Origin of the sequence: Lachnoanaerobaculum sp. MSX33 (assembly GCF_000512995.1) — a bacterium.
GTDB lineage: Bacteria > Bacillota > Clostridia > Lachnospirales > Lachnospiraceae > Lachnoanaerobaculum.
In genome coordinates this window covers 14,883-41,061 of sequence record NZ_AZXX01000075.1, presented here as the reverse complement: position 1 = coordinate 41,061, position 26,179 = coordinate 14,883, and the positions used below count along the sequence as shown (strand labels likewise).

General features: G+C 33.9%; 21 protein-coding genes. 18 read left to right on the top strand and 3 right to left on the bottom strand.

The window, feature by feature from the left end; all coding sequences use genetic code 11:
* Positions 1-177: 177 nt before the first annotated feature.
* From HMPREF1495_RS08535 to HMPREF1495_RS08465, 16 genes are all read left to right on the top strand, one after another.
* Positions 178-690, top strand: coding sequence for an adenylate kinase (locus tag HMPREF1495_RS08535; RefSeq protein ID WP_034213804.1), 513 nt, complete (start codon positions 178-180; stop codon positions 688-690).
* 125 nt (positions 691-815) lie between these two features.
* On the top strand, positions 816-3,758 hold the full coding sequence (locus HMPREF1495_RS08530) for a TOTE conflict system archaeo-eukaryotic primase domain-containing protein (protein ID WP_034213801.1): 2,943 nt from the start codon (positions 816-818) through the stop codon (positions 3,756-3,758).
* A 280-nt stretch (positions 3,759-4,038) separates the two neighbouring features.
* Complete coding sequence (locus tag HMPREF1495_RS08525) at positions 4,039-4,254, top strand: hypothetical protein (RefSeq protein ID WP_034213799.1); 216 nt, start codon at positions 4,039-4,041, stop codon at positions 4,252-4,254.
* Positions 4,255-4,286: 32 nt separating this feature from the next.
* Entirely contained in the window at positions 4,287-5,339 is a 1,053-nt protein-coding gene (locus HMPREF1495_RS08520) for a HigA family addiction module antitoxin (RefSeq protein WP_034213797.1), read from the top strand.
* A 203-nt stretch (positions 5,340-5,542) separates the two neighbouring features.
* Complete coding sequence (locus HMPREF1495_RS08515) at positions 5,543-6,886, top strand: SWIM zinc finger family protein (RefSeq protein ID WP_034213795.1); 1,344 nt, start codon at positions 5,543-5,545, stop codon at positions 6,884-6,886.
* Position 6,887: 1 nt separating this feature from the next.
* The gene (locus HMPREF1495_RS08510; protein ID WP_034213793.1) at positions 6,888-10,259 is read left to right on the top strand and encodes a hypothetical protein; all 3,372 of its coding nucleotides are present in this window, start codon (positions 6,888-6,890) and stop codon (positions 10,257-10,259) included.
* Positions 10,260-10,266: 7 nt separating this feature from the next.
* Positions 10,267-12,126 (top strand): DNA helicase RecQ, encoded by a 1,860-nt coding sequence (gene recQ / locus HMPREF1495_RS08505; RefSeq protein ID WP_034213790.1) that lies wholly within the window; start codon positions 10,267-10,269, stop codon positions 12,124-12,126.
* Between the two features lie 193 nt (positions 12,127-12,319).
* Positions 12,320-12,946, top strand: coding sequence for an alpha/beta hydrolase (locus HMPREF1495_RS08500; RefSeq protein ID WP_034213787.1), 627 nt, complete (start codon positions 12,320-12,322; stop codon positions 12,944-12,946).
* The gene (locus HMPREF1495_RS14090; RefSeq protein ID WP_242832883.1) at positions 12,939-13,367 is read left to right on the top strand and encodes an AAA family ATPase; all 429 of its coding nucleotides are present in this window, start codon (positions 12,939-12,941) and stop codon (positions 13,365-13,367) included. Before HMPREF1495_RS08500 ends, HMPREF1495_RS14090 begins: the two co-directional genes overlap by 8 nt.
* 18 nt (positions 13,368-13,385) lie before the next feature.
* Positions 13,386-14,207: a hypothetical protein gene (locus tag HMPREF1495_RS14085; protein WP_242832882.1), complete on the top strand. Its 822-nt coding sequence runs from the start codon at positions 13,386-13,388 to the stop codon at positions 14,205-14,207.
* Positions 14,208-14,285: 78 nt separating this feature from the next.
* The gene (locus tag HMPREF1495_RS08490) at positions 14,286-16,106 is read left to right on the top strand and encodes a DUF262 domain-containing protein (protein WP_034213785.1); all 1,821 of its coding nucleotides are present in this window, start codon (positions 14,286-14,288) and stop codon (positions 16,104-16,106) included.
* A gap of 29 nt (positions 16,107-16,135) precedes the next feature.
* Positions 16,136-17,137, top strand: coding sequence for a helix-turn-helix transcriptional regulator (locus tag HMPREF1495_RS08485; protein ID WP_034213784.1), 1,002 nt, complete (start codon positions 16,136-16,138; stop codon positions 17,135-17,137).
* Positions 17,138-17,249: 112 nt separating this feature from the next.
* Positions 17,250-18,134 carry a hypothetical protein gene (locus tag HMPREF1495_RS08480; RefSeq protein WP_034213783.1) on the top strand — a complete coding sequence of 295 codons (885 nt, stop codon included), beginning with the start codon at positions 17,250-17,252 and terminating at the stop codon, positions 18,132-18,134.
* On the top strand, positions 18,118-18,330 hold the full coding sequence (locus HMPREF1495_RS08475; RefSeq protein WP_034213782.1) for a YdbC family protein: 213 nt from the start codon (positions 18,118-18,120) through the stop codon (positions 18,328-18,330). Before HMPREF1495_RS08480 ends, HMPREF1495_RS08475 begins: the two co-directional genes overlap by 17 nt.
* Positions 18,331-18,664: 334 nt before the next feature.
* Positions 18,665-20,086: an AAA family ATPase gene (locus tag HMPREF1495_RS08470; RefSeq protein WP_034213780.1), complete on the top strand. Its 1,422-nt coding sequence runs from the start codon at positions 18,665-18,667 to the stop codon at positions 20,084-20,086.
* Positions 20,049-20,726, top strand: coding sequence for a hypothetical protein (locus tag HMPREF1495_RS08465; RefSeq protein ID WP_034213779.1), 678 nt, complete (start codon positions 20,049-20,051; stop codon positions 20,724-20,726). The genes HMPREF1495_RS08470 and HMPREF1495_RS08465 overlap by 38 nt, the downstream gene beginning before the upstream one ends.
* Before the next feature lie 127 nt (positions 20,727-20,853).
* On the opposite strand, the gene HMPREF1495_RS08460 is transcribed toward HMPREF1495_RS08465, so the two are convergent.
* Complete coding sequence (locus HMPREF1495_RS08460) at positions 20,854-22,365, bottom strand: ABC transporter permease (RefSeq protein WP_034213776.1); 1,512 nt, start codon at positions 22,363-22,365, stop codon at positions 20,854-20,856.
* Positions 22,362-23,090, bottom strand: a complete 729-nt coding sequence (locus tag HMPREF1495_RS08455) for an ABC transporter ATP-binding protein (protein ID WP_034213772.1) — start codon at positions 23,088-23,090, stop codon at positions 22,362-22,364. Before HMPREF1495_RS08455 ends, HMPREF1495_RS08460 begins: the two co-directional genes overlap by 4 nt.
* A gap of 228 nt (positions 23,091-23,318) precedes the next feature.
* Here HMPREF1495_RS08455 and HMPREF1495_RS08450 point away from each other — a divergent pair, with 228 nt between their 5' ends.
* A complete protein-coding gene (locus HMPREF1495_RS08450) occupies positions 23,319-24,023 on the top strand; it encodes a response regulator transcription factor (protein ID WP_034213769.1) in 705 nt (234 codons plus the stop codon).
* A complete protein-coding gene (locus HMPREF1495_RS08445; protein ID WP_034213766.1) occupies positions 24,020-25,240 on the top strand; it encodes a sensor histidine kinase in 1,221 nt (406 codons plus the stop codon). The genes HMPREF1495_RS08450 and HMPREF1495_RS08445 overlap by 4 nt, the downstream gene beginning before the upstream one ends.
* A gap of 36 nt (positions 25,241-25,276) precedes the next feature.
* Here HMPREF1495_RS08445 and HMPREF1495_RS08440 read toward each other — a convergent pair whose 3' ends face one another.
* Positions 25,277-26,179, bottom strand: coding sequence for a helix-turn-helix domain-containing protein (locus HMPREF1495_RS08440; RefSeq protein ID WP_034213764.1), 903 nt, complete (start codon positions 26,177-26,179; stop codon positions 25,277-25,279).

The window sequence follows — 26,179 nt, the reverse complement described above, 5'->3', positions numbered from 1 at the left end:
TTGCTTGCGTGTTTTTAGAGAAGATACTACACTGTATTTAAAGAAATGTTGGTTCAGGCAATAATATTAAAGTGGATTGTTACAGAATTTATTATGCTCTAAGATAGTGAAAAGTTTAATTTTATAAAATTCTGTATGAAGGAAACAGATAAAAATATGTTTAGAATGGAGAAAATAATGATTGTTTTAATAACAGGTGCATCACATACAGGTAAGACTGTGCTTGCTCAAAAATTACTTGAAAAGTATAAATATCCTTATTTATCGATAGACCATTTGAAGATGGGTTTAATTCGTAGCGGATATACTAAACTTACTGTTAAAGATGATGATATGCTCACAGAGTATCTTTGGCCTATTGTTCGTGAAATGATTAAAACCGCCATAGAAAATAGACAAAATCTTATTGTTGAAGGATGCTATATACCCTTTGATTGGGTTAATGATTTTGAAAAAGAATATCTTGATAATATAAAATACTACTGTCTTGTTATGAGCAAAAAATATATTGAGAACAACTTTGATAATATAAAAAAATATGCAAATACCGTAGAAAGTCGCATAGAAGATGAATGGTGTACTATGGAAAGTGTATTGGAAGAAAATGCTCGATTTTTTAAAAGTGCAAAAAAACATAATGTAAATATCATATTTATTGATGATAGTTATAAAGTAGATATTGATTTGTGAGGAGAGGGGTAAATTTAGTGGTTAAAAAAAATATTATTGAAAGCATCAATATAGATATTATTAATGTATAGTTGATGTATAAGGTGCAGTACAGACTTATTATTAAAAAGTTGAGGTGGTAAGAGATGAGTATTGAAGCGGAAAACCTTGACTCACTTCGTAAACTGGTAAGAGAGTTGCAAGCAGAAAATACTTTGTTAAAGAAAAAATTAAAGAAAGCTAATATAACATATCCGGAAAGTTGTATATTTGAGGAAAAGATAGAAAATACATCTGAGTTTGATCCGGATCAAGGCGGAAGAATTATCAGAAAGTATATTACTGAAGAAATGGCAAATAGGTACTTTGCAATGTTCTGGGGAAGAACAGATGTGTATGCCAAGAGAGGGAAAAAGGGTGGATATTTTCCTCAATGTGATAATCGCTGGAATGATAGACTTTGTCCCAAACAGCAAGGGGAGAAAATACATTGTGAAGATTGTAAGAACACAAGCTGGACTAAACTTACTGCTAAAAAAATAGTGGAGCACTTGTTAGGATATAAAGATGACGGTTCGGATGTTATAGGCGTATATCCATTATTACCGGATGGTACATGCAGGTTTATAGTATTTGACTTTGATAATCATGAAAAGGGTGCAGAAGAAACAGATTTTGCAAATGTGACTAAAGACTGGCATAAAGAGGTGGAAGCTTTGCGTCTTATTTGTGAAAAAAATGGAATCACTCCGCTGGTAGAACGCTCAAGGTCCGGACAAGGAGCACATGTGTGGATTTTTTTTAAAAAGCCTATTCCTGCTTCCTTGGCACGCAACTTCGGTTACCTTTTGTTGGATAGAGGTCAATCTTTAATTAATCTGAAGTCGTTCCAATATTATGACAGAATGTATCCATGTCAGGATAATGCAAACAGTATAGGAAATCTTATTGCTCTGCCATTGCAGGGAGGGGCATTAAAAAATGGAAATAGTGCCTTTATTGATAGTAATTGGAATGCCTATCCCGATCAGTGGGATATCTTATTAAATCATACAATGAAGTTGTCTATAGAAGAAATAGATGCTTTTATGAAAAAATGGAATGCTGAAATCGCTGAAACGACAGGTGCTGTGCCTGATGTTATGGAATGTAGACCTAAACCATGGAAAAAGAAACAAGTATTTAATAAATCTGATGTTGTAGGTAAAATGCATATTGTTCTTGGCGATGGGGTATATGTAGATGCATTGAATCTTATGCCAAGGATACAGAATCAAATAAGAAGCTTGGCTGCATTTGACAACCCTATCTTTTATAAGAATAGGCGCTTAGGATATTCAAATTATTATAATTTTAGTGCTGTTTATATGGGAAAGGATATTGACGGATATATTCGTATTCCCAGAGGACTTAGAGAGCAACTTATAAATAATTGTAAAGAAGCCTGTATTGAGTACGATATTAGTGATCAAAGAGAAATGGGAAGACCTATAAGAGTATTTTTTAATGGAGATTTGCGTACAGAGCAGGATTTGGCGGCGAACAAAATGTTACAGCATGATCATGGAGTGCTTAGTGCAACTACTGCATTTGGAAAAACGGTGGTCTGTAGTTATTTGATATCACAAAGAAAAGTCAGTACATTGATTCTTCTTCATAGCAAAGATTTGATTGAACAGTGGGTAGAAGAATTAAATAGGTTTTTAATTATAAAAGAGAAACTACCAATTTATAAAACAAAGACAGGTAGAGAAAAACGAAGAGATAGTGTCATAGGAGTATTAACAGGTAATAAGAATACACTTACAGGGATTATTGATGTAGTTATGATCGGGTCAATGTATAGTAAGGGGAATTTCAACGATTTTATTAATTCCTATGGGCTGGTCATTATGGACGAATGTCACCATTGTGGTTCTAATACATCGATAGAAGTAATGCAGAGAGTAAATTCAAGATATGTTTATGGAGTTTCAGCAACACCAAAGCGTAGGGATAATCTTGAAAAAATAGTATATATGTTGTTAGGTCCGATAAGACATAGCTATACTGCAAAAGAGCGTGCGAAAGAACAGGGGATTGGACATTATGTATATCCAAGATTTACAAGGGTTATTGATACAAATGAAACTATGAACGATATTAATGCCGCTTATAAATTAATAAGTAGCAATAAAATAAGAAATGAAATGATTGTAAATGATACAAGACAGGCAATTGCCGATGGGAGAACACCACTTATCCTTACAAGATATAAGGAACATGCAAAGAATTTACTTGATATTCTGTCAAGTGCAGCAGACTATGTGTTCTTGCTTTATGGTGATAATAGTGATAGTGAGAACCTTGAAATAAGAAAAAATTTAAAGAAAGTTCCAAATGAAAAATCAATTATTTTAATAGCTACCGGACAGAAGATTGGTGAGGGATTTGATTTTCCGAGATTAGATACATTGATGTTGGCATCACCGGTTTCATTTGGTGGAAGATTGGAGCAGTATGTTGGGAGATTACATAGAGATTATGAAGGTAAGAAGTATGTAGTTGTTTATGATTATATAGATGCTCATTTAAAAGTTTTTGAGAAAATGTATTCAAAACGTCTAAGAACTTATAAGCGTTTAGGATATTCTATAATTTCGAATGTGATATTAGATAAACAAGTTGCAAATGCAATTTATGATTCAGGGAACTATATTGATATATTTGAACGAGATATTATAGAGGCAGAAAAGAGAATAATTATTTCAAGCCCACATATTGTACAGGAGAGGGTTGATAGAATAATTTATATTACAAAACAGCAGGTGGAAGCAGGATGTAAGATAGTTGTGATAACAATTGATCCTGAAAAAATGAGCTTTGGAAGCATTAATGATTATTATGAAATTATTAATCAGATGAAAATATCAGGAATACAGGTTGTTATTAAAGATGAGGTAGATGAACACTTTGCAGTTATAGATGAAGAACTGGTATGGCATGGTGGTATGAATCTTTTAGGAAAGGAAGATGTGTGGGATAATTTGATAAGGATAAAATCTGCTGTTGTAGCGGAGGAACTGTTGGAATTATCGTTTGGAAATTAGTAGTTTCAAACTAACGACATCAATTCGTTGTTTTCGAATATTTGTAGATAATGCCAATGGTATAAACAAATAAAATTTATTATAAGTCGGATGTTGAAAAGCTAATATTTGCAGTAAAGATAAATTGGTGTAGTTGACATGTATGGAAAGTTGCAAAAAGAAAATTAAAAATAAAGATATGTAAAATAAACCTCAGAGGTTAATTTAAAATTTGACAAAAATTTATATTCATGCTAATATATATTTACCTTAAAGGTAAATATATAAGAGAGGCAATGCTTTGGATATTACTTACAAGAATAAGAAAATTGAAAGGGTTTGTACGGATGCCAAAACAGCGGAGAGAACCTATGGTCGAGAAATGGCAGATAAAATACATCAGCGTATAGATGAAATTTGTGCTGTGGACTTGGTTCATCCATACAGATTGGTATTCGAGAAAATTGGTAATGAAATTCAAATAGCAAATATTTTGGAAATTGTTGACTATCATTGATGGTTAATATTTCAAGTCGGGGAGGTAGCGCTATGGTTAGAAGTCGCAGTTATATTGCAACGCCACCAGGAGCGACAATTAAAGAGCAGTTAAACGACAGGGGAATGAGCCAGAAGGAGTTTGCTGCCAGAATGGATATGTCTGAAAAACATATCAGTAAGCTCATTAATGGCGATGTACAGCTTACACCTGAAACAGCAGTCAGATTAGAGATGGTTTTAGGTGTTCCTGCTAAGTTTTGGAATAATTTGGAGTCAATCTATAGAGAGAAGATTATTAAGGCAGAAGCAGAAAATGCAATGGAAGCCGATAAAGAGATGGTAAAAAGAATTCCTTATAGGGAGATGGTAAAATTCGGTTGGATTCCGGATGCAGTAGAATCTAATGAAAAGGTTGTTAATCTTAGGAAATTTTTTGAGGTTGTTGAACTTTCTCTTATCGGAAAGGAGCAGATTACAAGAATTGCATGTAGACGTTTGGCAATTACGGAAAAAAGTGATTTGGCTTTAATGGCGTGGGCTCAAGAAGCAAGGATTAAGGCGCGTAATATTCAAACAGCTTCTATAAATATCAAAGGGTTAACTTCAGTTTTGAATGATATAAGAAATATGACGGTTCTTAGCCCAAAAGAGTTCTGTCCTAAGATAAAAAAATATCTTGCAGACTGTGGTATTGCTTTAGTATTTTTGCCACATCTTGAGGGATCTTTTCTACAGGGAGCTTCTTTTATAGATGGGAATAAGATCGTTCTTGGACTTACTGCAAGAGGAAAGGATGCAGACAAGTTTTGGTTCAGCTTATTCCACGAACTTGCACACATTGTTCTTGGCCATGTGGGTCAGACAAACGGTACATCTGAAGATGATGAGAAAGAGGCTGACAGATGGTCAGGTGATACACTGATTGACTCTAAAGACATTGAAGATTTTAGAAGAAATGGAGATTATTCAGAAAGCCAAGTACTTCAATTTGCAAAGGCACAGGGAATCGCTCCGGGAATAATAGTCGGAAGAATGCAGTTGGAAGGGATGATTAAGTATAGTATGTTAAATAATTTGAAAGAGAAATATGAAATAGTTATTTAAATCTGTTATCAAAAATATAAAGTGTCGGAAAATATGGAGATTTGATAATCCGGTAGTAAAAGTTTTAGTCGATGACATTAATAATATATCTAAATTATAATACGGAGTTACTAAATAAAGTAAAAAACTAAATTTTATGCTAAAATAAAAGGGCGATCCTACATAGGACTGCCCTTTTAGTATACAAATTTCAGGGGGATATAATGAGAGAATTTAAAACGGCATCAACCCTTTTTGACGGAAACTTGAGCTTATCTATAGCACCTGCACTTACCCCAAACGGTATAGAGAATGATCCTTTATTTTTCAATGGAGAAATAATCAATCCGACAATTATTTCAGGAGGACTGCTGGTGCTGGCAGATATTGTGAGTACAAGATACTTTAAATACGTACCGGTGGACCAAAGAGACCCTATCCTTTCTGCACAGGGTGACAGACTGAGGGCAGAATGCTTCTCAGCTTGCAACGGTGTTTATGCAAGAATGGATGTATTCCAAAGTGCTTTGTACGGTGACATACTTTATGGTACTACAAATGTGGACATAGGCAACAATTTACGAAAGTCTCTTCTTAATATAAGACGGGGAGACAGATTGAAGTTTAGGATAGGAGACGAAGGACTTAAGACCTTGCACAGTAAAAATATTGATAATGGAAGTTTGCTTACAGAGATAGTTACTCAAAGGCCTGTAAAGATGCCTGACAGATGGATAAGAGCACTTGGAAATTGTGCCATGCTACATCAAAATATGAAATACAAGTTCCATGTCGAGGGAATGCAGGCAAAGTCATTTATTGCAATGTTACCGCCTGTTACAGGAAAGGAAAAATCCGGATGGCTCACACCCACAAAGACAGGTGTAATGTTAAAATCAAGAGAAGAAAAGAACAGTGTATATATCAGTGGCATTCACAGACTTAGTGCACTTAAAAAAATAATGAGCAATGTAAACTCGATCTTTTTTTACGCACCTGAGAATGGTGAGCTGGGGCAGATGATGATTGAAATATGTATGACAGGCGCAAATATTACGCTTAGTTTGACTGCAAAGAGCTATGAAGGTTATTCAGGTGAGGGGGCATTACTTGATTCGCTCTCAACTCCTAAAATACTTGAATATGCAGACAAAATTGATAATATATTAAACTTTGAATCAAGACTTGATATTGATAAAATATCAAAATCAATCGGAATAGTAAAAAATGATATGAATGATGCAATGGAGCTGCTTGCCGTTTCAGGGAAGCTTGGGTTTGATGTCAGAGATAGAGCATTTTTCCATAGGGAATTGCCGGATGATCCTGATAGAGTTTTAAAGGACAATCCAAGGCTTGTGGGTGCAAAGAAGCTGGTTGAAGATACTGAATATATTGATGATAATATATGGCATGTAAAATCAGGGGATACAATTTACAGAGTTATTTATCCGACAGATGAGAACCTTGAGAATGCAAAATGCACCTGTACATGGTATCTGAAACATCAAAACGGTAGAGGACCATGCAAGCATATTTTGGCGGTAAAACTGAAAAAAGGAGTATAGTATGGCAAGTAAATTAGAAAAAGCTGCAGAAATATATCGTTCTCTCGGCTATGAAGAGACAGATTTTGACGATATTTTAAATCTCGGAATAGGAAGCAAAGAAGAACAAAAAGAGGCAAGAGAAGGATTAAAATCCGGAGACTGGACAGAGATAAAACAATTATCAGATAATACATATGGATTTGTTTCTGTGGTGGATGTAAATCTTGAAAAGCTTGCAATCTTTGCTATAAGAGTGGGTGTGGATGCCAAGCGAGCTGCAAAGATTCTTAGAAGAAGCAGTGAAGTTGCCCTAAAGGCTATTGAGGATAGAGGTGAGACTTTTGCAATGAACTTTATACAAGCCGCCTGCGCTTCAAACAGGAGAATATGGGAGCATTCCATGTCAGTGCTTGGTATGTTGGCATTAAAACTTGTACATGAAATGAATCTTGAAATTCCAGAGTCTGTGGAGTATATGAAGGACTGGGCAGCTGTAGCGGCAATTCTTTTGACATCAAAAAGAAAAGACTACAATTTTGATGAGAAGTTTGTAATTGAAAAGTCGGAAATTTTAAGAAGATTTAATGAGCATATAGAAGTAGGGGTTGCCTTGAATGTGCCTGCAACCGGACCTTTTTCAGAGATACTTATATGGGGTGTACAAAATAATCTCATTACAAAAGATACTGCTATGGAGCAGGTGTTTTACGGACTTAGCATTGCACAAAGGCCGGGAGACAGAAAAGAATATGTAAATGTATTGGAACAAATCGGAATTACAGATGAAGAGATAAAATCAAGAGTAGAAACAATTATTCCACTGCTTGGGCTTGGAGAAACGGCTTTGATGGAGAGATTTGCACCTGTACTTATAGAGAGTGCTACAGACGAATGGCTATATCCTATACTGATTTCCTGCAGTTCTGCAAAAGTGAAAAAAATAAAGAAACTGATTTTAAACACTGTTTTAAAAAGGGAAAAGCCTAAGTCGGTAAAAGAGTATGAAGAATGGCTTCTACTTTATAAGCAGGATGAGGATAAAAGTATAGCAAAGCTTGCGGGAAGTATTGAAAAGGCTTGGGGACTGGAGATAGAAGATGAAGATGTAAAAGAAGAATTGCAAGGACTTTGGAGAGAAACACCTAAACTTTGGGAAGTGCCAAGGTTTGAAATAGGAGAAGTTTCGCCGGAAAATCTGACTGATCTGTTGGCAGTGATTTCCGACAGAAAAGAATATATTGATGATGTGGCTTTCGAGAGATTTATTGCAATGGCAAATAATATTGCACATAAAAATCCTGATGAAGCAAAAATAAGTCTGTCAGGAATTACAATAAATGATTCAAGCGGTATGTGGGCACTTGGAAGATGGGCAAAAAATATTGAGAATAATGTATGTCCGGACAGTAAGACGAATGAATGGAACGGTGAGAAGGAAGTCTTAAAAATCAGGTATAGTGGATTAGTTTATACAAGAAGAGTAGTATTATTTGAGTCGATAGATAAATGGCCATGTATATTAAGTACACCAAGTTATGAGGACCTAAGTATATCTTTACCTGATTTAACAGATAGACTTATCAGGTATAAGAATGAGAATTTTTTATATGTCGCTGAACCGGATTTACAGTTTGCAATTACCAGGCTGGATATTGAACGTATTACAAAAGAAGATAAAAAAAGTTTTTTGGAAAAAACAGATGGCTTAAAATTAAAAATTTTACTTCCTTTGGGAGATTTTTTAAAGGATGAAAAGGGAGAAGATATCTTTGCTGAGGAAATCATAAAAGATTACTTGGATGACTCATATGTTGAACCTAAATTTATACTCGGAAAAAGCGCATATTGGAGAGAGGACGTTGATGTGCCGAAAAGCTTAAAGGCATTTCCTTTTAGACTTTCATGGTGCTATGAAGATATGTATTCTATATTTCCGACCTGGGGAGATTATTCACTTACTGCAATACGAAGAGATACTGAAGTCTATCATAGTCAGGGTATAAATTTAAGGCAGATAGCAAAAAGGAGAAAACCTCTTACAAAAGGTGCAATGATGAACTGGATTGCAACGAGGAGTAACTTAAGTGATGAGAATGCTGCAGATGTTATTACTGCGACTAATGAAGCATGGGAAAGGGGACTTCTCTTACCGGGAGTTGCAGATATTTCATATTTGGATTGGAGCGGCGGTACACCTTCAAACTTGGCAAGTCTGGCTTTTGCAATGGAAAATATGGCAAAAGACGGTATGCTGAGTTTGGTATGGATGGCTGCCTGTGATGTGGTGGAGGTATCGCTTAAAGCACCTAGAATGCTTACAGGAACAGCTGAGATTGTAAAATTTCTAAGAGATTATCTTGATGAAGTTATTTTTGCAGTAGAAAATAAGCTTGCCCCACAAAATGCATTGGAAATGAATGCTGTAAAAAATCTCGCCACAAAATCCGGATCTTCAAAGGCTGTAGAATATGCCAAGGAAATAGTGAATAAGCTAAATTCCCTTGGTATGGACATAAAAGAAGGAAAGTATGAAGAAGTACAGAATCAAAATACGCCGAATGATTTTGATGAAGTATGGATGACATTACCAAAGGCTAAAAAGCTTATCTATGATAATGTTGAGTTTAATATAAATGTATTTGAAGTAAGGAAAGGCGAAAAAGCTTTCAGCTTTGATTTGAAATTACCGGATATACCTGACAGGCTGTTTCAAGTATATATTTACGGATGGTTTTACGGAATTCAAAAAGAGGCTCAGATGTCGGGAACTGTGGCCGACAGCGACGGAAAAATCATAGATGAGAAAGCAAAGAGCGTATGGCTTCATTACGACACTGAAAAGAAAAAGGTTGTAGTAAGCAAATATAGAAACTGGAGAGGTGAAAAAGAAGGACCACTTGAGGGCAGCTCAACACCTTACTCAAAAATATTTTTAAGTATTGCAGTGAGTACTTTGACACAGGACGGAGAGAGTATTTATGGAGCAAAAAGTCTTTTCAGACAACTGGCGGACTCGGGAGATTTATCTGTAGAAAATTTAAGAGAAGTCATGAGAGAACTTTTATTACATGAGGAGATAAGCCCGGCAAAGCTTGTGAGAATAGTTGAAAAAGAAAATAAGCTTTTAAGTATATGCTATGTGATGCTTGTTGAGTGTATCAAATATGCAGGAGAGGTTGTTGTAAAAAATAATAAGCCGCCTGTATGGATAAACAGAGTTTTGGATATCTGTACTTATTATGCCGACTATTTAAGGGAAGCAATGAAGAGAGGATTTATTTCAAAAGAAGATGCCAAATGGCAGGGGCTTTTAGAGATTGCAAACAGTACTGCCAAGTCCACTGCAGTGAAGAAGGCAAAGAGTTTGGCAAAAATACTGGGGATAGGATGATTAAGGAATGAGAATATCTGATAGTGGAATATATAAAACTCCCAAGGAAGCATTGAAGGCTGTATTTGGTTACGACTCATTTAGGCAGGGGCAGGAATCGGTTATAAATGCTGTTTTGGATGGAAGAGATATTCTTGCCGTGATGCCTACAGGAGCGGGAAAGTCACTGTGCTACCAGGTTCCGGCTATGTTGCTTTCAGGAATCACATTGGTCATTTCTCCACTTATCTCCCTTATGCAGGATCAGGTAAAGGCATTGAATGAAGCCGGTGTGGATGCTGCATTTATAAACAGCTCTTTATCTGAAAAGGAGATGCATGATACTTTCAAAAATGCATCGAAAGGTCAATATAAGATTATATATGTGGCACCTGAGAGACTGATGAGTGAAGGTTTTGTTAGGCTTGCAAAAGGTGTTGAGATTTCAATGATAACTGTGGATGAGGCACATTGTATCTCACAGTGGGGACAGGATTTCAGACCAAGCTATATGGATATAGCAGAGTTTGTAAATGTATTGGATAAACGTCCGATTATAAGTGCATTTACAGCAACTGCCACTCAGAATGTTAGAGAAGATATTATTTGCTCTTTGGGGCTTACCAATCCATATTTTCTTGTAACGGGATTTGACAGGGAGAATTTATTCTTTCAGGTAGATAAACCACAAAGTAAAGATCGTTTTATACTTGATTATTTAGACAGACATAAGGGTGAAAGTGGAATTATATACTGTGCAACCAGAAAAAATGTGGACAGTTTATATACACTATTAAAAAAGCGGAACATATCTGTTGCAAAGTATCATGCAGGAATGAGTATTGAAGAGAGAAAGCAAATGCAGGATGATTTTGTATTTGACTATACAAGTATCGTAATAGCAACAAACGCTTTCGGAATGGGAATCGATAAATCAAATGTCAGATTTGTCATTCACTACAATATGCCGTCAAGTATGGAAAACTATTATCAAGAAGCGGGAAGAGCCGGTAGAGACGGACTTAACTCCGAATGTATTTTACTGTTTTCACCTCAGGATATTATAATTAACAGATTTTTATTGGAACATAAAGATTTCAGTGAAATTGATCCGACGGATGCAATGACAATCAGGGAGAGGGATATTAAAAGACTTCAGATAATGGAGGGATATTGCTATACGACTGAATGTCTGCGTAACTATATTTTAAAATATTTTGGAGAAAATCCCCAAAAGCCATGTGATGATTGCGGTAATTGTCTGCGTCAATTTGAAACTCTTGATATGACGGATGAGGCTAAAAATATAATAAATTGTATATATGAGTCTCGTGGAAGGTATGGTAAGAATATAATAATGGATACAGTACTTGGAGCAAAGACTGCAAGGCTGGAAGAAATAGGAGCAAGTAAATATAAATCATATGGGGTTTTGGAATCATCAAATAAAACTCTTTTGCGGCGACTTATTGAAGAGCTTTTACTTGAGGGCTATATTAAAACAGGAGAATATCAGGTTTTAAAACTTGGAGATATAAGTAAATTAAAGTTAAAAGATACTAAGGTCCTGGTAAAGATAACCGATGAAGATAAGGTTACAAACAGGAAGTTAAAGCCTAAGAAGAATATAAAGGGTATGGATTCACTTACTTCTTCAGGATTCAAACTCTTTGATAAATTAAAAGAGCTGAGACTTGAAATTGCCAGAGAAGAGAAGATGCCTCCATATATTGTTTTCAACGATAAGACCTTAATTGATATGTGTGCAAAGATGCCTACTACAAAATCCGATATGTTAAATGTCTCAGGTGTCGGAGAAAATAAATACGGTAAATACGGTGAAAGATTTATTGCTGTAATAAAAGAATATGCGAAGCAGTTAAAATAATATAATAAATAACAGAGTAAAAAAGGCTCCATTCGATAAGTAATCGTTTGGAGCTTTTTATATGTTTAAAGCGTTATTATATATCGGAATATAATTTTAATGTGCAAAATATTGTACATTCTTTATGCTATTTTAAACATGGAAAATAAATCGGATGAAGAAATTTTGGTATGACTAAAGAGGGAGGTTGATTTTGAATAAATATGACAAAGTAATCGGGAAACAGTATGGAATTATACAGGGTGAAAAATATCTTGTTTTTATTAAAACCGGTAGAGGTGGAAGTATAGAAGGTTTTGAAAATAAATATTTGAGCATATGCAGTATTTTATTTAAAAAATATGGTTATACATTTGTTGTTTCCGCCAATCCTAAAGATTCGGTATGTGATTTGGAGGAAGAAATAAAATGTATAGATACGTATATAGGGGATTATAAAGAAATAGTTTTTGTCGGCATTTCAAACGGAGCTTTTATAGGTGCAGCTCAGTGCAGAAAAATTGAAAAAATAAAGAATGCTGTTTTGATTAATGCTCCATTGATGATTAACTTTCATAAAATAAAAGAAGGTGTAGAAAAGTTTAGAGGGGATAATATGTACTTTCTGTATGGTGAAGAGGATCCTTCATTTCGCTATATTGAAATTTTGAATGTTATAAAAAATACCGCCTGTAAATATAAAATAATTAAAGGTGAGGGACATGATTTTTCAAAAGAGTCTTTGATATCTGAATTGAATTATTTTTTTGACGGATTGAAGGCGGAAAACAAAGGTAATAGAAAAAATAAGGTTAGAATAGAGGGAGAAGCAAATGAGTGAATTTGATAAAATTATAGGATATGCCGATATAAAGGATGAATTAATACGTTTTTGTGATGTACTGAAAAACTTTAAAGATTATAAGAGGCTGGGTGTAGAAATACCGAGGGGAATACTTTTGTATGGAGAGCCGGGTATAGGGAAGACTTTGTTAGCTAAGAGCTTTATTAAAGAAAGCAAAATTAAATCATTTATAATAAGGAAAGATAAACACAGTAGAGAGTTTGTTAATCATATCAGAAATATATTTTATAAAGCAAAAAAGGAAGAATGTGCTATAGTATTTCTTGATGATATTGATAAATTTGCAAATGAGGATGAATACCATAAAGATGCTGAGGAGTATGTAGTTGTACAATCATGTATAGATGATTTTAAGGGCTCAAATGTTTTTGTTTTGGCTACAGCAAACAATATATAGTGTTTACCGAATTCATTGATGAGAGCAGGGCGTTTTGATAAGGTTATTCAGATGACATGTCCCGGTGGAGATGATGCCAAGAAGATAATAAAGCATTTTTTAAGTAAAAAACGAGTACTTGGAGATATAGATATAGATGATATATCAAGTTTTCTGGCAGGACATTCCTGTGCAGAATTGGAAATGGTTATAAACGAAGCAGGAATTTATGCGGTATTTGATAAAAGGTCAAAGATAGAGCAAAGAGATATTATAAAGGCATGTATGCGTTTGATATTTGATGCATCGGAGTCGGTAGAAAACATAGATACTAATATTTTAAAAAAGATTGCTGTACATGAATCAGGACATGCTGTTATTTCTGAAATTTTGGAGCCGGGATCTGTAAATCTTGTTTCTATCTGTGGATACTCAAATAATTCAGGGGGTATAACCTCTGTAAGAAAACCTGATGATTATAATTTCAGTGTGCCTGCAAAAGAGAATGAAATCATCAGAAGCCTGGGAGGTAAGGCTGCGACTGAAATGATTTACGGAACATTTGATCTTGGTTGTGACGGTGATTTGCATACAGCCTTTGATTTGGTTACAACATTTGTTGATGATTATGGTGCATATGGATTTAATGCTTTTGAAAGAGGTAATTTATCCCAATATTTATTGGAAAGCAAGGACAGAAAAGTTGCGGAAGAGTTGGATAGATATTATAGAAAGTCAAAACAGATCTTAGCTGAAAACAGAGATTTTTTTGATGACATGGTTAAAGAACTTTTGGAAGAGAAAACACTTACTAAAAAGCAAATTAAGAGTATACGAGACAGTGTAGTGATTAGAGATTGAAAAAAGGTTGTAATGATGTAGAATAAAAATAATTATATATTATAAACTTAATAGAATAAGTTATTATGGGGAGGATTTATGGGATTTCCGATTGATTCTAAAGTGCTTGGACTTAGAGAGGTAATAAAGGTAAATGAAAAGGAAAGATATAGCATACCTATTTACCAGCGTCCATATTCATGGGAAGAGAAAAATATAAAAGATTTTTTGGAATCTATATTTGATGCATTTAAAGAGGTCAATGAAATAAAGTCTGAAACAAATGCAAAACCTGTGTTTTTCGGTACAATACAGCTTGATCTTAATAAAGATGACAATACACTTGATATTGTTGACGGTCAACAAAGACTTACAACATTTATGCTGTTTTTGGACTTGCTTCAAAGAAATGAAAAACATCCTAAAGAGTATATTGATTGCAGCATGGTTATAAAATCGGAGAAGCTTAAAGAAGTATTAAATGATGATAATATTAAAAATACTTCTTCCAAATATTATGAAAACAGGAAACTGCTAAAGAAAGAAGTTGAGCATTTTGAAAAGGAGTTTAAAGATAAAAATGAATTCTATACGGAATTAAAAAACTTTGTTTTGGATAATGTATACTTCGTACAACTGATTACTGAAGAAATGGATTTATCTGAAGTGGTATCGGTTTTTAATACTATAAATACTACCGGACTTGACTTAAATGCAACAGATATTTTTAAAGTAAGATACTATAATTATCTTAGAGGAATCGATAATACAAAAGACTGGTTAAAAGAAATAAATTCCTGTTATCAATCGATAGATGACAGCAATGAGAAACTTGGAAAAGATGGAAGAACGGATCAGACAAAATTTGATATGGGCTGGGTTTTAGATATCTATAAACATATAATTTGTGCTGAATTTGGCTGGGGATTTTCAGAAGTATCCAAAAGCAATCAAAAGTTCTTTGATGAACTTTTTAAAGGAACCGGACTTACAGAACAAAGTGACTTAAGCGTACTGGAGTTTGACACATTCAAGCAGATAGTGGATGGATTTATAGATTATTGGCGTTGGATTGAAAATGTAAGGTATAATGGCGAACATCCTGAAATAGCAAAAGAAATCTTTTCAATTTATTTGGTAGAAAAAACCAGATATAAAAGGTATTGGACCATACCTTTTGTGGTTGCATACTTTAGGGCTAAAGGAAGGGATGACTGGAGCGATTACTATATAGATTCATTGAAAGTAAATATGTATATGTTTAGATTCTTCTTAATCTATACCGTTGTCAATGACAGAGTGATAAATCCTGTTCAAAATAAGGTTTGTGATGAATGCTTTAAGTGGTTTAAGGAATGCAATACTGGCGAGATTATAGGAAAAATTAAAAGTCTTTTGTGGTCACCTGTACGCAGTAAGGATGATAAACCTAAAGAAGATTTTGATAAAATTATCAAATCAGGATTATTTTACAATGCAAGTAGGGTTCACCTTGTTTGTACACTGTCTGCATTACTTGATGAAGTAGCTAATTTGGGGAAATCATTTATTTGCCAAGAAAATGAAATAGTAATAAGTGAGCAAGAAATCTATGAAAAGTTTTTCCACTATGCAATCTATGAAAAGAATAAAAATCCTTATGATATAGAGCATATACAGGCAAGAAATAATTTCAGTGATAATAGTGATGAGTTTAACGGAATAGGAAATCTGGTTGTACTTGACAGTCATATAAACAAGAGTATTCAGGATGATGCTGTAAGTGAAAAAATTACTGAATACAAAAATTCACAATATGCAGCAGTTAGAATAGAATTTATGAAAGAATATGAAAGTTGTAGAGATTGGGATATAGAATGTGTTGGAAAAAGAGCAGACGAGGAAATTGACAAGATAAAGCGATTTATGGATGAAGAGTAGGATTATTTATATTCGGGAGGAAAGCTTAGGTGTATGGTATAAGTAATAAAAAGATGTTAAATATGTTTATACTTGAGATACTTCGCAATTATACTGATGAAAATCATTCTTTAACACAACAAGAGATTATAAAGCTTTTGGAAAAAGATTATGGAACGGTATGTGACAGACGCTCTGTAAAGAATAATGTTTTGTTATTGAAAGAATTCGGTGAGAGCCATGGATTTGAAATATCAATGGAAGACGGATACAGAATGGTTTTTAGAGAGTTTGACGATGCGGAACTTAGGATACTTATTGACAGCATTTTATTTTCAAAAGCATTTTCTTCAAAGCAGGCCAAGGAACTTATTAAAAAGATAAGAGGGCTTTCAAGTAAATACTTCAATGCAAAAGTATCAAATATATGCAATATACCTGAGCTTAACAAGAATATAAACAGACAAAACATCTACTCTATAGATAAGATAAATGATGCAATCTCAGAGGGACATAAGGTCAGTTTTATATATAATGATATAGGAACGGATTTTAAGCTTCATCCAAGGAGAGAAGAGTCTTATATTGTAAATCCGTACAGGATAGTTGCAAATAACGGGAAATTTTATCTGATAGGAAATTATGACAAGTATGATAATGTAGTACATTTTCGTATAGACAAAATGACTGAGGTATGTGAACTTGAAGATAGAGCTAAGCCGATGAAAGATGTGCCTGAGCTTAAGGCCGGGATAAATCTTCCAAAGCATATGGCTGAACATATTTATATGTTTAGCGGAACAAGCACTGCTGTTAAGCTCCTGACAACCAAAGATATGATGTCTGAACTGGTGGATTGGTTTGGGACAGACTTTAGTATTATTAAAAAAGATGAAGACCGGATTAAAGTAAGAGTAAACTGCAATGAAAAGGCAATGAAATTCTGGGCATTGCAATATGGACCTTATGTAGAGGTTTTGGAACCTGAAAGTCTTAGAAATCAAATTAAAGAAAGTATTGCCGATATGTCAAAGAAATACTCAGATAGATAAGGGGAGTTTACGTAAGGCATAAGAAGGTTTATTAGCTGTCATTTTTAACGGACAGATACTCTGATAAACTCCAATCATAACAAAGAAGTACTTTGTGGATTGGAGGAAGAAGATGATAGCACAGATGAGTAGTAAATCAAGGATTTATCACAGACCGGGATGCAGATTTATAAATCGAATTGAAGAAAAGTCATTGATAAGCTTTGATATGAATGATGGAAGGATTAAATATTTAAAGCCATGTAAGTGTTGCTGTAACATCAAGTTTTTATACAATGGATATAGAGAAAATTTAAAGGATGTATTTAGAGATTTACCTATTTGGACAGAGCTTAAGGAAGATTATATAGAGGTGCATACTGATTGGTATAATTGGAGAGTTAGTATAAGCAAGTCAAGTCAGGATATAAGGCTGTACCTTGAAGAGTGGAATGAAGAACTTCAAAAAGATTTGTTAATCAGAGTGGATGAAGTCGGAAAAAGTAAGAATCTGAAAACAGCTATGAGATATATTGCAAAGGAAGAGAGGGTAGCCTTCTATCCTTGTAAGTATAGAAAGTATGCACTCGGAATAGAGTACTTAGCTAATAAAAGAGGAGTACAAATAGAGTTTGACGATACCAATCTTTATATTCTTACCGATATGGCAGCTTGGAAAATATCGTATGTACAATACTTTGACAGGTATAAGTTATTGCATTGTCCGTTTGACGGAAAGCCTCTCACTATGGAAGAAGCAAAGACTGCACATTACCATGTACAAAGGGATGTGGAAAAGAATCAATCACCGTATAATCATTTGGAATATATTGTAAAACATGATGAAGCAAAAAAGTTAATGCAGATTAGTTATAAAAAATTACCGAAAGTAACAAAGCAACAAAAAAAGTATTATCGTCAAGCTGAAAATAGGGAAAAAAGAAACAGTATCAGAAGAGTTTGGAAGCTATTTGCAGAGCTTGAATCAGGAAAGGAGAAATATGGCAGCGGATTTTAAGTATGATATAGTAGAGGAAATAGGTGTTTTATCGGAGAATGCAAAGGGGTGGAGAAAGGAGATAAACCTTATTTCATGGAACGGTGCAGTACCTAAGTATGATATAAGAGAATGGGCACCGGATCATGAGAAGATGGGAAAGGGCGTTACATTAACCAAAGAGGAGCTTGAGAATCTTAAAAAACTTATAGAGTAAAGGCCTAATACACTAATGGGAAGAGCTGAAATTCGGCTCTGCCCATTGGTAACTATTTTATGAATTTTACCACCGACCTTCAAATTTTTTATTAAAAGTTATATTTGCTGTAAGGGACAAAATATGTTTTGACCGGAGAGAGTATCCTGATAATATAGCGCCATAATTTGCATATAGTCAAATATGAAATAGTTGATATTATACTGTTTATCTATTTTATTATCAAAGAAAATTGAAAGAAAACAGTCAAAAGAGTATAAAAAATACCTTAAATAGAATTATATTGAGGATTTTAGCCTAATATGTTATTATATAATTATATGGAGGTGGTTTTATGTGGAAGAGTATTGTTAGATTATCATCTTTAACAATAAAAAATATTAAGAATGTAAAAAGCGGTACAATAATCATGCCACATGAATACAATAGAAGTTTTGATTGTGGAAGTGCGGAAATACTGGGAGTTTATGGACAAAACGGTTCAGGAAAGACTGCAATTGTTGATACATTTTCATTTCTTCAACAAATCATGATTGGTGAGGAATTAGACCAAAGAATAGCTGATTATATTGATACAGATTCAGAAAATGCGGAAGTAAATGCCGAGTTTAAAATATTTAAGGAAAATATTTTATATGAAGTTGGATATTATATAATTTTTTCTAAGGGTGATAATGGAATATGTATTGATAGAGAATACATAAATTGTGCAATAAATCAGGATGGAAGCAGAACAAATAAAAATATTTTCATGGACTATAGGCGAAATGAGACTGAAACTATTTTTAAGCCACAGAAACGACTTGAGGAATTGATTGGAAAGAATAAGGACATTAAAACAGATCTTATTGTAGCAAAAAAAATGGCTGAAAAAAGTAATTGCTCATATATCTTTGGCGAAAACAGCAGAGATATTTTCTTTAATAATGTATCAGACAAATTTAAAATTTATGTGGATGTACTGAGTGCATTGTTTAGATTTGCACTTGGAGATTTATTTGTAATAGACAATTCACACTCAGGTATGATTTCAACCAATGTTCTTTTACCGATGTCTTTTCGTGTTGATAAAGAGAAAATAGGAATGAAGGGAGATTTTGCAGTACCTTTGATGGAGCCTTTTGTGTTGGATAGTGAACGCAAAGAACTCCTTAAAGAGATTGTGGACCAAATCAACACAGTGCTTTATACAATAATTCCCGGAATGCGGATAGATATTAAAAACTATGGTAAACAAGCTTTAGATTCAGGTGAAGAGGGATGGAAAGTTGAACTTATGTCTGTAAGAGGAAATAAGAAACCTATTCCTATCAGAATGGAATCGGATGGTATTATTAAGATCATTTCCATTTTAAATGCCCTTATACAGGCGTTTAGCAATGCTTCAATATGTTTGATTATTGATGAGTTTGATGCCGGAATCTTTGAATACCTCTTAGGTGAGTTATTGGATATTTTTTCAAAGAGTGCCAAGGGACAGTTGATTTTTACATCTCATAATCTTCGTGCTCTTGAGATGCTTGATAAAGAAAGTATTATGTTTTCAACGGTTAATCCTAATAACAGATATATTCATATGAAGAATGTTAAAGATTCAAATAATCTTAGAAGTATGTACATTCGGAGCATAACGCTTGGAGGACAGGAAGAGCCTATTTATGAAGAAACTGACAGTTTAAAGATAGCAAGAGCATTCAGAAAAGCGGGGAAACTTTTGCATGAAGAGAGAAAAAAAGGTTGTGATGGTAATAGTTGAAGGACCTAGCGATGAAAATGCAATAGGATGTGTTTTAAAAGAACATTTTTCGTCTAAAGAAGTTCAATTTGCGGTGGTTCATGGAGATATTACATCCGATTTTGCCACTACAAAAGATAATGTGCTGATTAAAATAGGAGATAAAGTAGAAGAAATCAGAAACAAGTATGGATATCGTCCGGATGACTTTGTCAGTATAATTCATATAACAGATACAGACGGTGCATTTACAAAAGATTGTATAAGGCAAAGTGGTGTGAAAGATATACAATATTATGAGGATCATATTGAGACTGATGATGTTTCTAAAGTAGAGAAGAGGAATAAACATAAGTCGGAAATCCTTTCTAAGTTATACTCAATCGGAAAAGTTAAAGATATTAATTATAGGATTTACTTTAATTCTTGTAATCTCGAGCATGTATTATATGATGAACTGAAAAATTTTACAGATGAAGAAAAACATACTCTTTCAGATGATTTTGCAGAGGAGTATGAGGGGGAAGTTGAGGCATTTATTGAATTTATTTCCAATCCGGATTTTGCAGTTATAGATACTTATAAAAACACTTGGAGATTTATAGAAAAGGATATGAACTCATTGCATAGACATTCCAATATGCACTTAATATTTAAATGATATTTACTTGCAAAGTTTAATGTTATTTGTAGTAAAATTATAATAGAGAAAACAAGAGTATACCGTTAATACAGCATCTCGTAAGACTGCCATATTAACGGTATTTGTTTTATTGTAGCCGCTACTTTTACCTTCCCGTCTTTATATCCACTTTATTAAGATACAACATACCTATACCAAAAGTAATACAGATATAAAATAAACATGATAATATAGTAAGAGGAATATTAAGCTCTCCTTTGATATTTGTGCTTCCCATGGAATAAATCAGCATTGAAAACGGTGTGGCATAAAAAAGCCCTTTTAAATTAAGCAAAAGTCCAAATATATTTCCAAGGAATGCAAGTCCTACAGGTATTGCAAAGGAGCGTATTATTAATGACAACATACATTGGAAGCCTGCAATAGCAATAATACAGATTAAACTTGTAAAAATCCTTAAAAAGAATATCGGAGGAATATTACCGGGGATACCGAGCAGCTTTCCGGAAATAATATATATTATAGCAATCCATAGTATGCAAATCATGGAAAGAGTTGCAGTTGTAAGCCATTTGTCCTTTAAGATTTTAAATCTTGAGTTTGCTGTAAGTACTATATTCCAGTTATTTCCCTGATGCTCCATACGAAACAGGAGGCTTGCCAAAACAGCAATCAAAGGAGACAGGAAAAACATTCCTAAAAACAACGATTCTTGAGTCCAAAGGTCATCCCAGTTAAAGGACAGTACATACTGGTTTCCAAGGAAATTTATAATACCGATGCTTGCTGAAATAACAGGAATTAAAATAAAGGGAATCCATACAGGATTGTATTTAAGCTTTATAAGTTCGGCAGGCAGTATGGTATGTATACTCCTGCTTTTAGCCTTTGAATGAATAAAGGTAAAGTTCCTTGTTTCCGGAGTATTAAATACTTTAAAGCCTATTATAAAGGTAACAAAAAAATATATTAACCCTACAAGAACAGCCGGAATATTTATCTTATTCCATGAAAGCAGTATTTGTCTTGTTGCAGAATCAAAATCCATAGATACGGTACTTAGAGAAAACAGTACAGACCATGGTGTAAGTGAGAACTTGCTTATAAAAGCAAGGAAAACGCCTGCCAGTGTTCCTCCAAATGCGATAGAAAGTGCTGCAAACTGACTCTGAAATCTTAATGAAAGCAGACATTGCAATTGGAAAATAATCATACCGTATATAATTTCGGATAATATTGTAAATACAAGGTAAAAAAGCGGGAAATCACTTTCAGGCAGAATCTTTATAGAAAAATAAAGCAGTAAGATTGTCTGCAATATACAAAATAAAATTATATGCACGAAACCGAACATCAGCTTTGATATATAAAGTTTTGTCCTGCTATAAAGTGTGGGCAGAGTATTCCACATATTGCCTTTATTTTCCATATCAATACATTTGCTGGCAAGTACAGACATCATAATGGAAATCAATAATGTATTGATAAAAGGAATTGAGGCAAAAATCATTTGCCATTCCTGCCCCTGCGGCAGTCTGCCTTGTAATACATAAAGACAGTTTAAAATAATTCCGATAAATAAAAGTAAAGCTGAAATTATAAACTTATTTTTCTTGAATTCTATTAAAAGATACGGATGTAAACCTATTTGCTTCATAGTGATTCCCTTTCTCCGGTAAGTTCAAGGAAAATCTGTTCCAGATTTTCGCCGGTTGATTCAAGTTCGGATAATTTTCCCTGATATAGTATCTGTCCTTGGTGAATGATACCTACATAGTCAGCCATTTGTTCTATCTCATTAAGAAGATGGCTTGATATAAGAACAGTTATATCTCTTTCCTTTGGTAAAGAGGTAATCAGATTTCTGATTTCCATTATGCCTGCAGGATCAAGTCCGTTACTTGGCTCATCCAAAATAAGGAACTTGGGATCTCCAAGTAAAGCCATAGCAATACCAAGTCTTTGCTTCATACCGAGTGAATATGCACCAAGCTTTTTATCCTTTTGTTCATATAAGCGAACTGTTTTTAATGCTTTTTCTATTTCCGATTCATTTACACCCTTTAATTTTGCAATGATTTGCATATTTTCAAGACCGCTTAGATGTGGGTAGCCTCCGGGGTTCTCTATAAGGCTGCCTGTTTTATGCAGTAAAGACAAAAGATTTTTAGCCGATACATCTTCGCCGAACATCTTTATTTCACCGGCATCCTTTTTTATAAGCCCCAGAATCATTTTAAGGGTTGTTGTTTTACCGGCTCCATTAGGTCCAAGAAATCCGTATACACAGGATTTCGGTATGCTCATGGATAAGTTTTTGACACGATAGCTGTTACCGCTCTTTTTAGATAAATTTTTGATTTCAAGTATTGTATTGTTCATATATATTCCTTTCCGATTACTTTAAAAGTTTGCCTTTGTTGCAGTCAGACTTTTAGTATTAATATTCCTAAAATCGGCATATGCAGTTTTTTGCATGTATATAGAATAATGGCCAAAGCTTATATTAAGATTATCTCTACATTATGATTACATTAAGAAATTCATTTTTATATATTGTATGAGCTTATATAAGTTATAATAAGTGAAGAAAACAATATAGGAGTAAATATGGAAAAGAAAGATTGTAAAATCCTTATAATAGATGACGAAAGAGAGCTTGCAGGAGTAGTAGCGGATATTTTAAAAAATGAAGGTTACAGCAATGTAGAATCGGCATTCAGTTTAAAAGAGGCAAATGAAAAAATAAAAAAATGTCAAGTACATTTGATTTTACTGGATGTGATGCTTGGTGACGGAAACGGATTTGATTTTTATGAGAGATTAAAAAATGAAGGAATCTTTCCAAAATTGCCTGTGATTTTTCTCTCCGCAAGGGATGAGGATGAGAGCAGACTGCATGGTCTGGGACTTGGAGCGGATGATTATATTACAAAGCCTTTTCTTCCAAAAGAATTATTGCTTCGTATAGGGGCGGTAATCAGAAGATGTTATACGATAGATGAAAATATATCGGAGGTAATATTGGGAGAAAGCCTGGTGTCTTTAGATGGAGGTACAGTTAGAAAAAACGGAGAGGATATAACGCTTACAGCAAAAGAACTTACGCTGTTTTCTGTTTTATATCGAAATAGAGGAAGGATAGTAACCACAGATATACTTTGCGAGGAACTTTGGCCGGACGGAAGCTATGGACTGGAAAATTCCTTAATAGTTCATATGCGACATCTGCGTGAAAAAATAGAGAAAAATCCGTCAAAGCCGGTATTTTTAAAAACAGTCAGAGGGCTTGGCTATAAATTGGAGAGAGCATGAGAATAATGGGAGAAAGAAGAGTACAATTTATAATTAATATATTACTCTGTGCGATAGTCATACTATTTATTGATTTGATAATTTACAGCATAATAGTACATGAAAGCCAGGATGTGTATAAAACATCTGCCGGAGAAATAATGAATAATATGACCGGTGATAAAGGAAAATTCTCATTAAGTGTGGAAGAAAGTGTAAAACTTCATAGTAATGATGAATTTGCTTTTATAATTGATAAAGAGGGAAAAACTGTATGGAGTGAGAATTTACCGGATGATCTAAAAAATCGACAGTATACTTTGCAGGATGTGGCAAAGTTTTCAAGATATTATCTGGAGGATTATCCGGTACATACCTATGTAGTGGATGATGGAGGGCTGTTAATAATAGGCAAGTTAAACAGCAAAATATGGAAATATACATTGGAATATGATGTAAATAATCTTTTATTATTTGTTAAAATAACACCTTTAGTACTTGTTGTTAATATTATTTTATTAATTTTTATCTCTTTAAAGCTATATAAGGCAAAGCAAAGAAGGAGAGAAGAAGAAAGGGTGGAGTGGATTGCGGGAGTTTCACATGATATACGAACACCACTTGCTATTATACTTGGCAATGCACAAATGATATTAAATGAAAGCCAGGATGACAGAATAAAAAACAAAGCCGAAATTATTGACAAACAGGGAGTGCGTATAAGATCACTGGTTGAAAATCTAAATCTTTCAAGTAAGCTTGATTTTGGAACAGGAAGATTTATAAAAAAGAAGGTTCAAATGAGTGTTTTTATTCGTAAAATCTTAACCAATATTATAAATACACTGGATGAAAATATGGAATCAAAGTTTGAATTTGGTCTGAATATAGAAGAGAGTTTACAGGGAAAAATCTTTTTAATAAATGAGGAGCTTGTGGAAAGAGCTATAATAAATCTTATAAATAACTCTATGAAATATAATGAAGAGGGCTGCTCCATCAGTATAAACCTGAATGAAAATAATAAAAACACTGTTTTAGAAATAAAAGATAACGGGCAGGGAGTAAGCAGAGAGTTTTTGCAAAAAATAAATAAAAAGTCCTATGCCTTTGAAAAAAGCATGGGCAATCACGGACTTGGATTGAAGATAGTAAAAAAAGTGGCGGAATATCATAGATGGAAGATTGAATTTTTAAAAAATGAGGAAGGCGGATTTAGTTGCAGGATGCAGTGGTGATGCATCAAAGCAATATAATGGAGTCGGGCAGCACTATTACAGAGTATTTATTTTGGATAAATACTCTGTGGGTGTGCATCCGTATATCTTTTTAAAACGGCGATTAAAATATGCAGCATCTGAAAAGCCACATTCATAGGCGGCTTCGGATATAGGCTTTTTTATATTAAGTTTCATTTTTTCAACAGCTTTTTGAACTCTGTAATTAATGAGGTATTGTATAGGTGTTGTACATAAAATATCTTTAAACAGACGCAGACAGGTGCTTACACTTATATCTGCACTTTTTGCTATATCTTTAATACCGATAAATGAATCGTAATTATTTTCAATAAAAACAATAGCTTTTTTGATGCGGGATTCATCTTTTTTTGAATTACCGGTATAAATGTTTTCTTCCGATATAAAATCCATATGATCAATTATTAAAGCAAATACCTGACTAAGATCGGCTTTAACATTCAAAGGATAATCTTTATGCTCATAAGCACCCTGCTGCCAGGCATTTTCACAAAGCTTCAGTGTTTTATTCTGCCAGCTGATTTCGGGAGATAATTTTACAAATGGAAAAGAACAATTATTTATAATAGGATCTATATAAGTTTTTCTAATGATATCATCTTTTGAGCATAAAAGATCCGGCGAAAATATAAGGCAGTGCTGATGTCCGGTCGCAGACTTAAGGTTTGCAGAGTGCAATATGCCTCCATTGGCAAAATAACCTTCTCCGGCTTTTAATATAAGTTCGCTGTTTGATATTTTGACATTTACAATGCCCTCAGTAATAATTACCACTTCAAATTCATCATGCCAATGCCATGGAACGGCAACCTTAACCAAATCATCGTCAAAGAAAGCTATCGGAAAATCCTTTGTTCCATAGGTAAGCATTTCCCTACCGTCTTTATCAACCTTATCTACAGAGTACGAAAGTGACAT

Bases quoted from the DNA above. Each gene is read 5' to 3' on its own strand.
- HMPREF1495_RS08440 (WP_034213764.1), bottom strand. From the start codon at position 26,179: ATGTCACTTTCGTACTCTGTAGATAAGGTTGATAAAGACGGTAGGGAA.
- HMPREF1495_RS14090 (WP_242832883.1), top strand. From the start codon at position 12,939: ATGAGTGAATTTGATAAAATTATAGGATATGCCGATATAAAGGATGAA.
- HMPREF1495_RS14085 (WP_242832882.1), top strand. From the start codon at position 13,386: ATGAGAGCAGGGCGTTTTGATAAGGTTATTCAGATGACATGTCCCGGT.
- HMPREF1495_RS08530 (WP_034213801.1), top strand. From the start codon at position 816: ATGAGTATTGAAGCGGAAAACCTTGACTCACTTCGTAAACTGGTAAGA.
- HMPREF1495_RS08450 (WP_034213769.1), top strand. From the start codon at position 23,319: ATGGAAAAGAAAGATTGTAAAATCCTTATAATAGATGACGAAAGAGAG.
- HMPREF1495_RS08490 (WP_034213785.1), top strand. From the start codon at position 14,286: ATGGGATTTCCGATTGATTCTAAAGTGCTTGGACTTAGAGAGGTAATA.
- HMPREF1495_RS08520 (WP_034213797.1), top strand. From the start codon at position 4,287: ATGGTTAGAAGTCGCAGTTATATTGCAACGCCACCAGGAGCGACAATT.
- HMPREF1495_RS08510 (WP_034213793.1), top strand. From the start codon at position 6,888: ATGGCAAGTAAATTAGAAAAAGCTGCAGAAATATATCGTTCTCTCGGC.
- HMPREF1495_RS08515 (WP_034213795.1), top strand. From the start codon at position 5,543: ATGAGAGAATTTAAAACGGCATCAACCCTTTTTGACGGAAACTTGAGC.
- recQ (WP_034213790.1), top strand. From the start codon at position 10,267: ATGAGAATATCTGATAGTGGAATATATAAAACTCCCAAGGAAGCATTG.
- HMPREF1495_RS08480 (WP_034213783.1), top strand. From the start codon at position 17,250: ATGATAGCACAGATGAGTAGTAAATCAAGGATTTATCACAGACCGGGA.
- HMPREF1495_RS08465 (WP_034213779.1), top strand. From the start codon at position 20,049: ATGAAGAGAGAAAAAAAGGTTGTGATGGTAATAGTTGAAGGACCTAGC.
- HMPREF1495_RS08455 (WP_034213772.1), bottom strand. From the start codon at position 23,090: ATGAACAATACAATACTTGAAATCAAAAATTTATCTAAAAAGAGCGGT.
- HMPREF1495_RS08460 (WP_034213776.1), bottom strand. From the start codon at position 22,365: ATGAAGCAAATAGGTTTACATCCGTATCTTTTAATAGAATTCAAGAAA.
- HMPREF1495_RS08475 (WP_034213782.1), top strand. From the start codon at position 18,118: ATGGCAGCGGATTTTAAGTATGATATAGTAGAGGAAATAGGTGTTTTA.
- HMPREF1495_RS08470 (WP_034213780.1), top strand. From the start codon at position 18,665: ATGTGGAAGAGTATTGTTAGATTATCATCTTTAACAATAAAAAATATT.
- HMPREF1495_RS08535 (WP_034213804.1), top strand. From the start codon at position 178: ATGATTGTTTTAATAACAGGTGCATCACATACAGGTAAGACTGTGCTT.
- HMPREF1495_RS08445 (WP_034213766.1), top strand. From the start codon at position 24,020: ATGAGAATAATGGGAGAAAGAAGAGTACAATTTATAATTAATATATTA.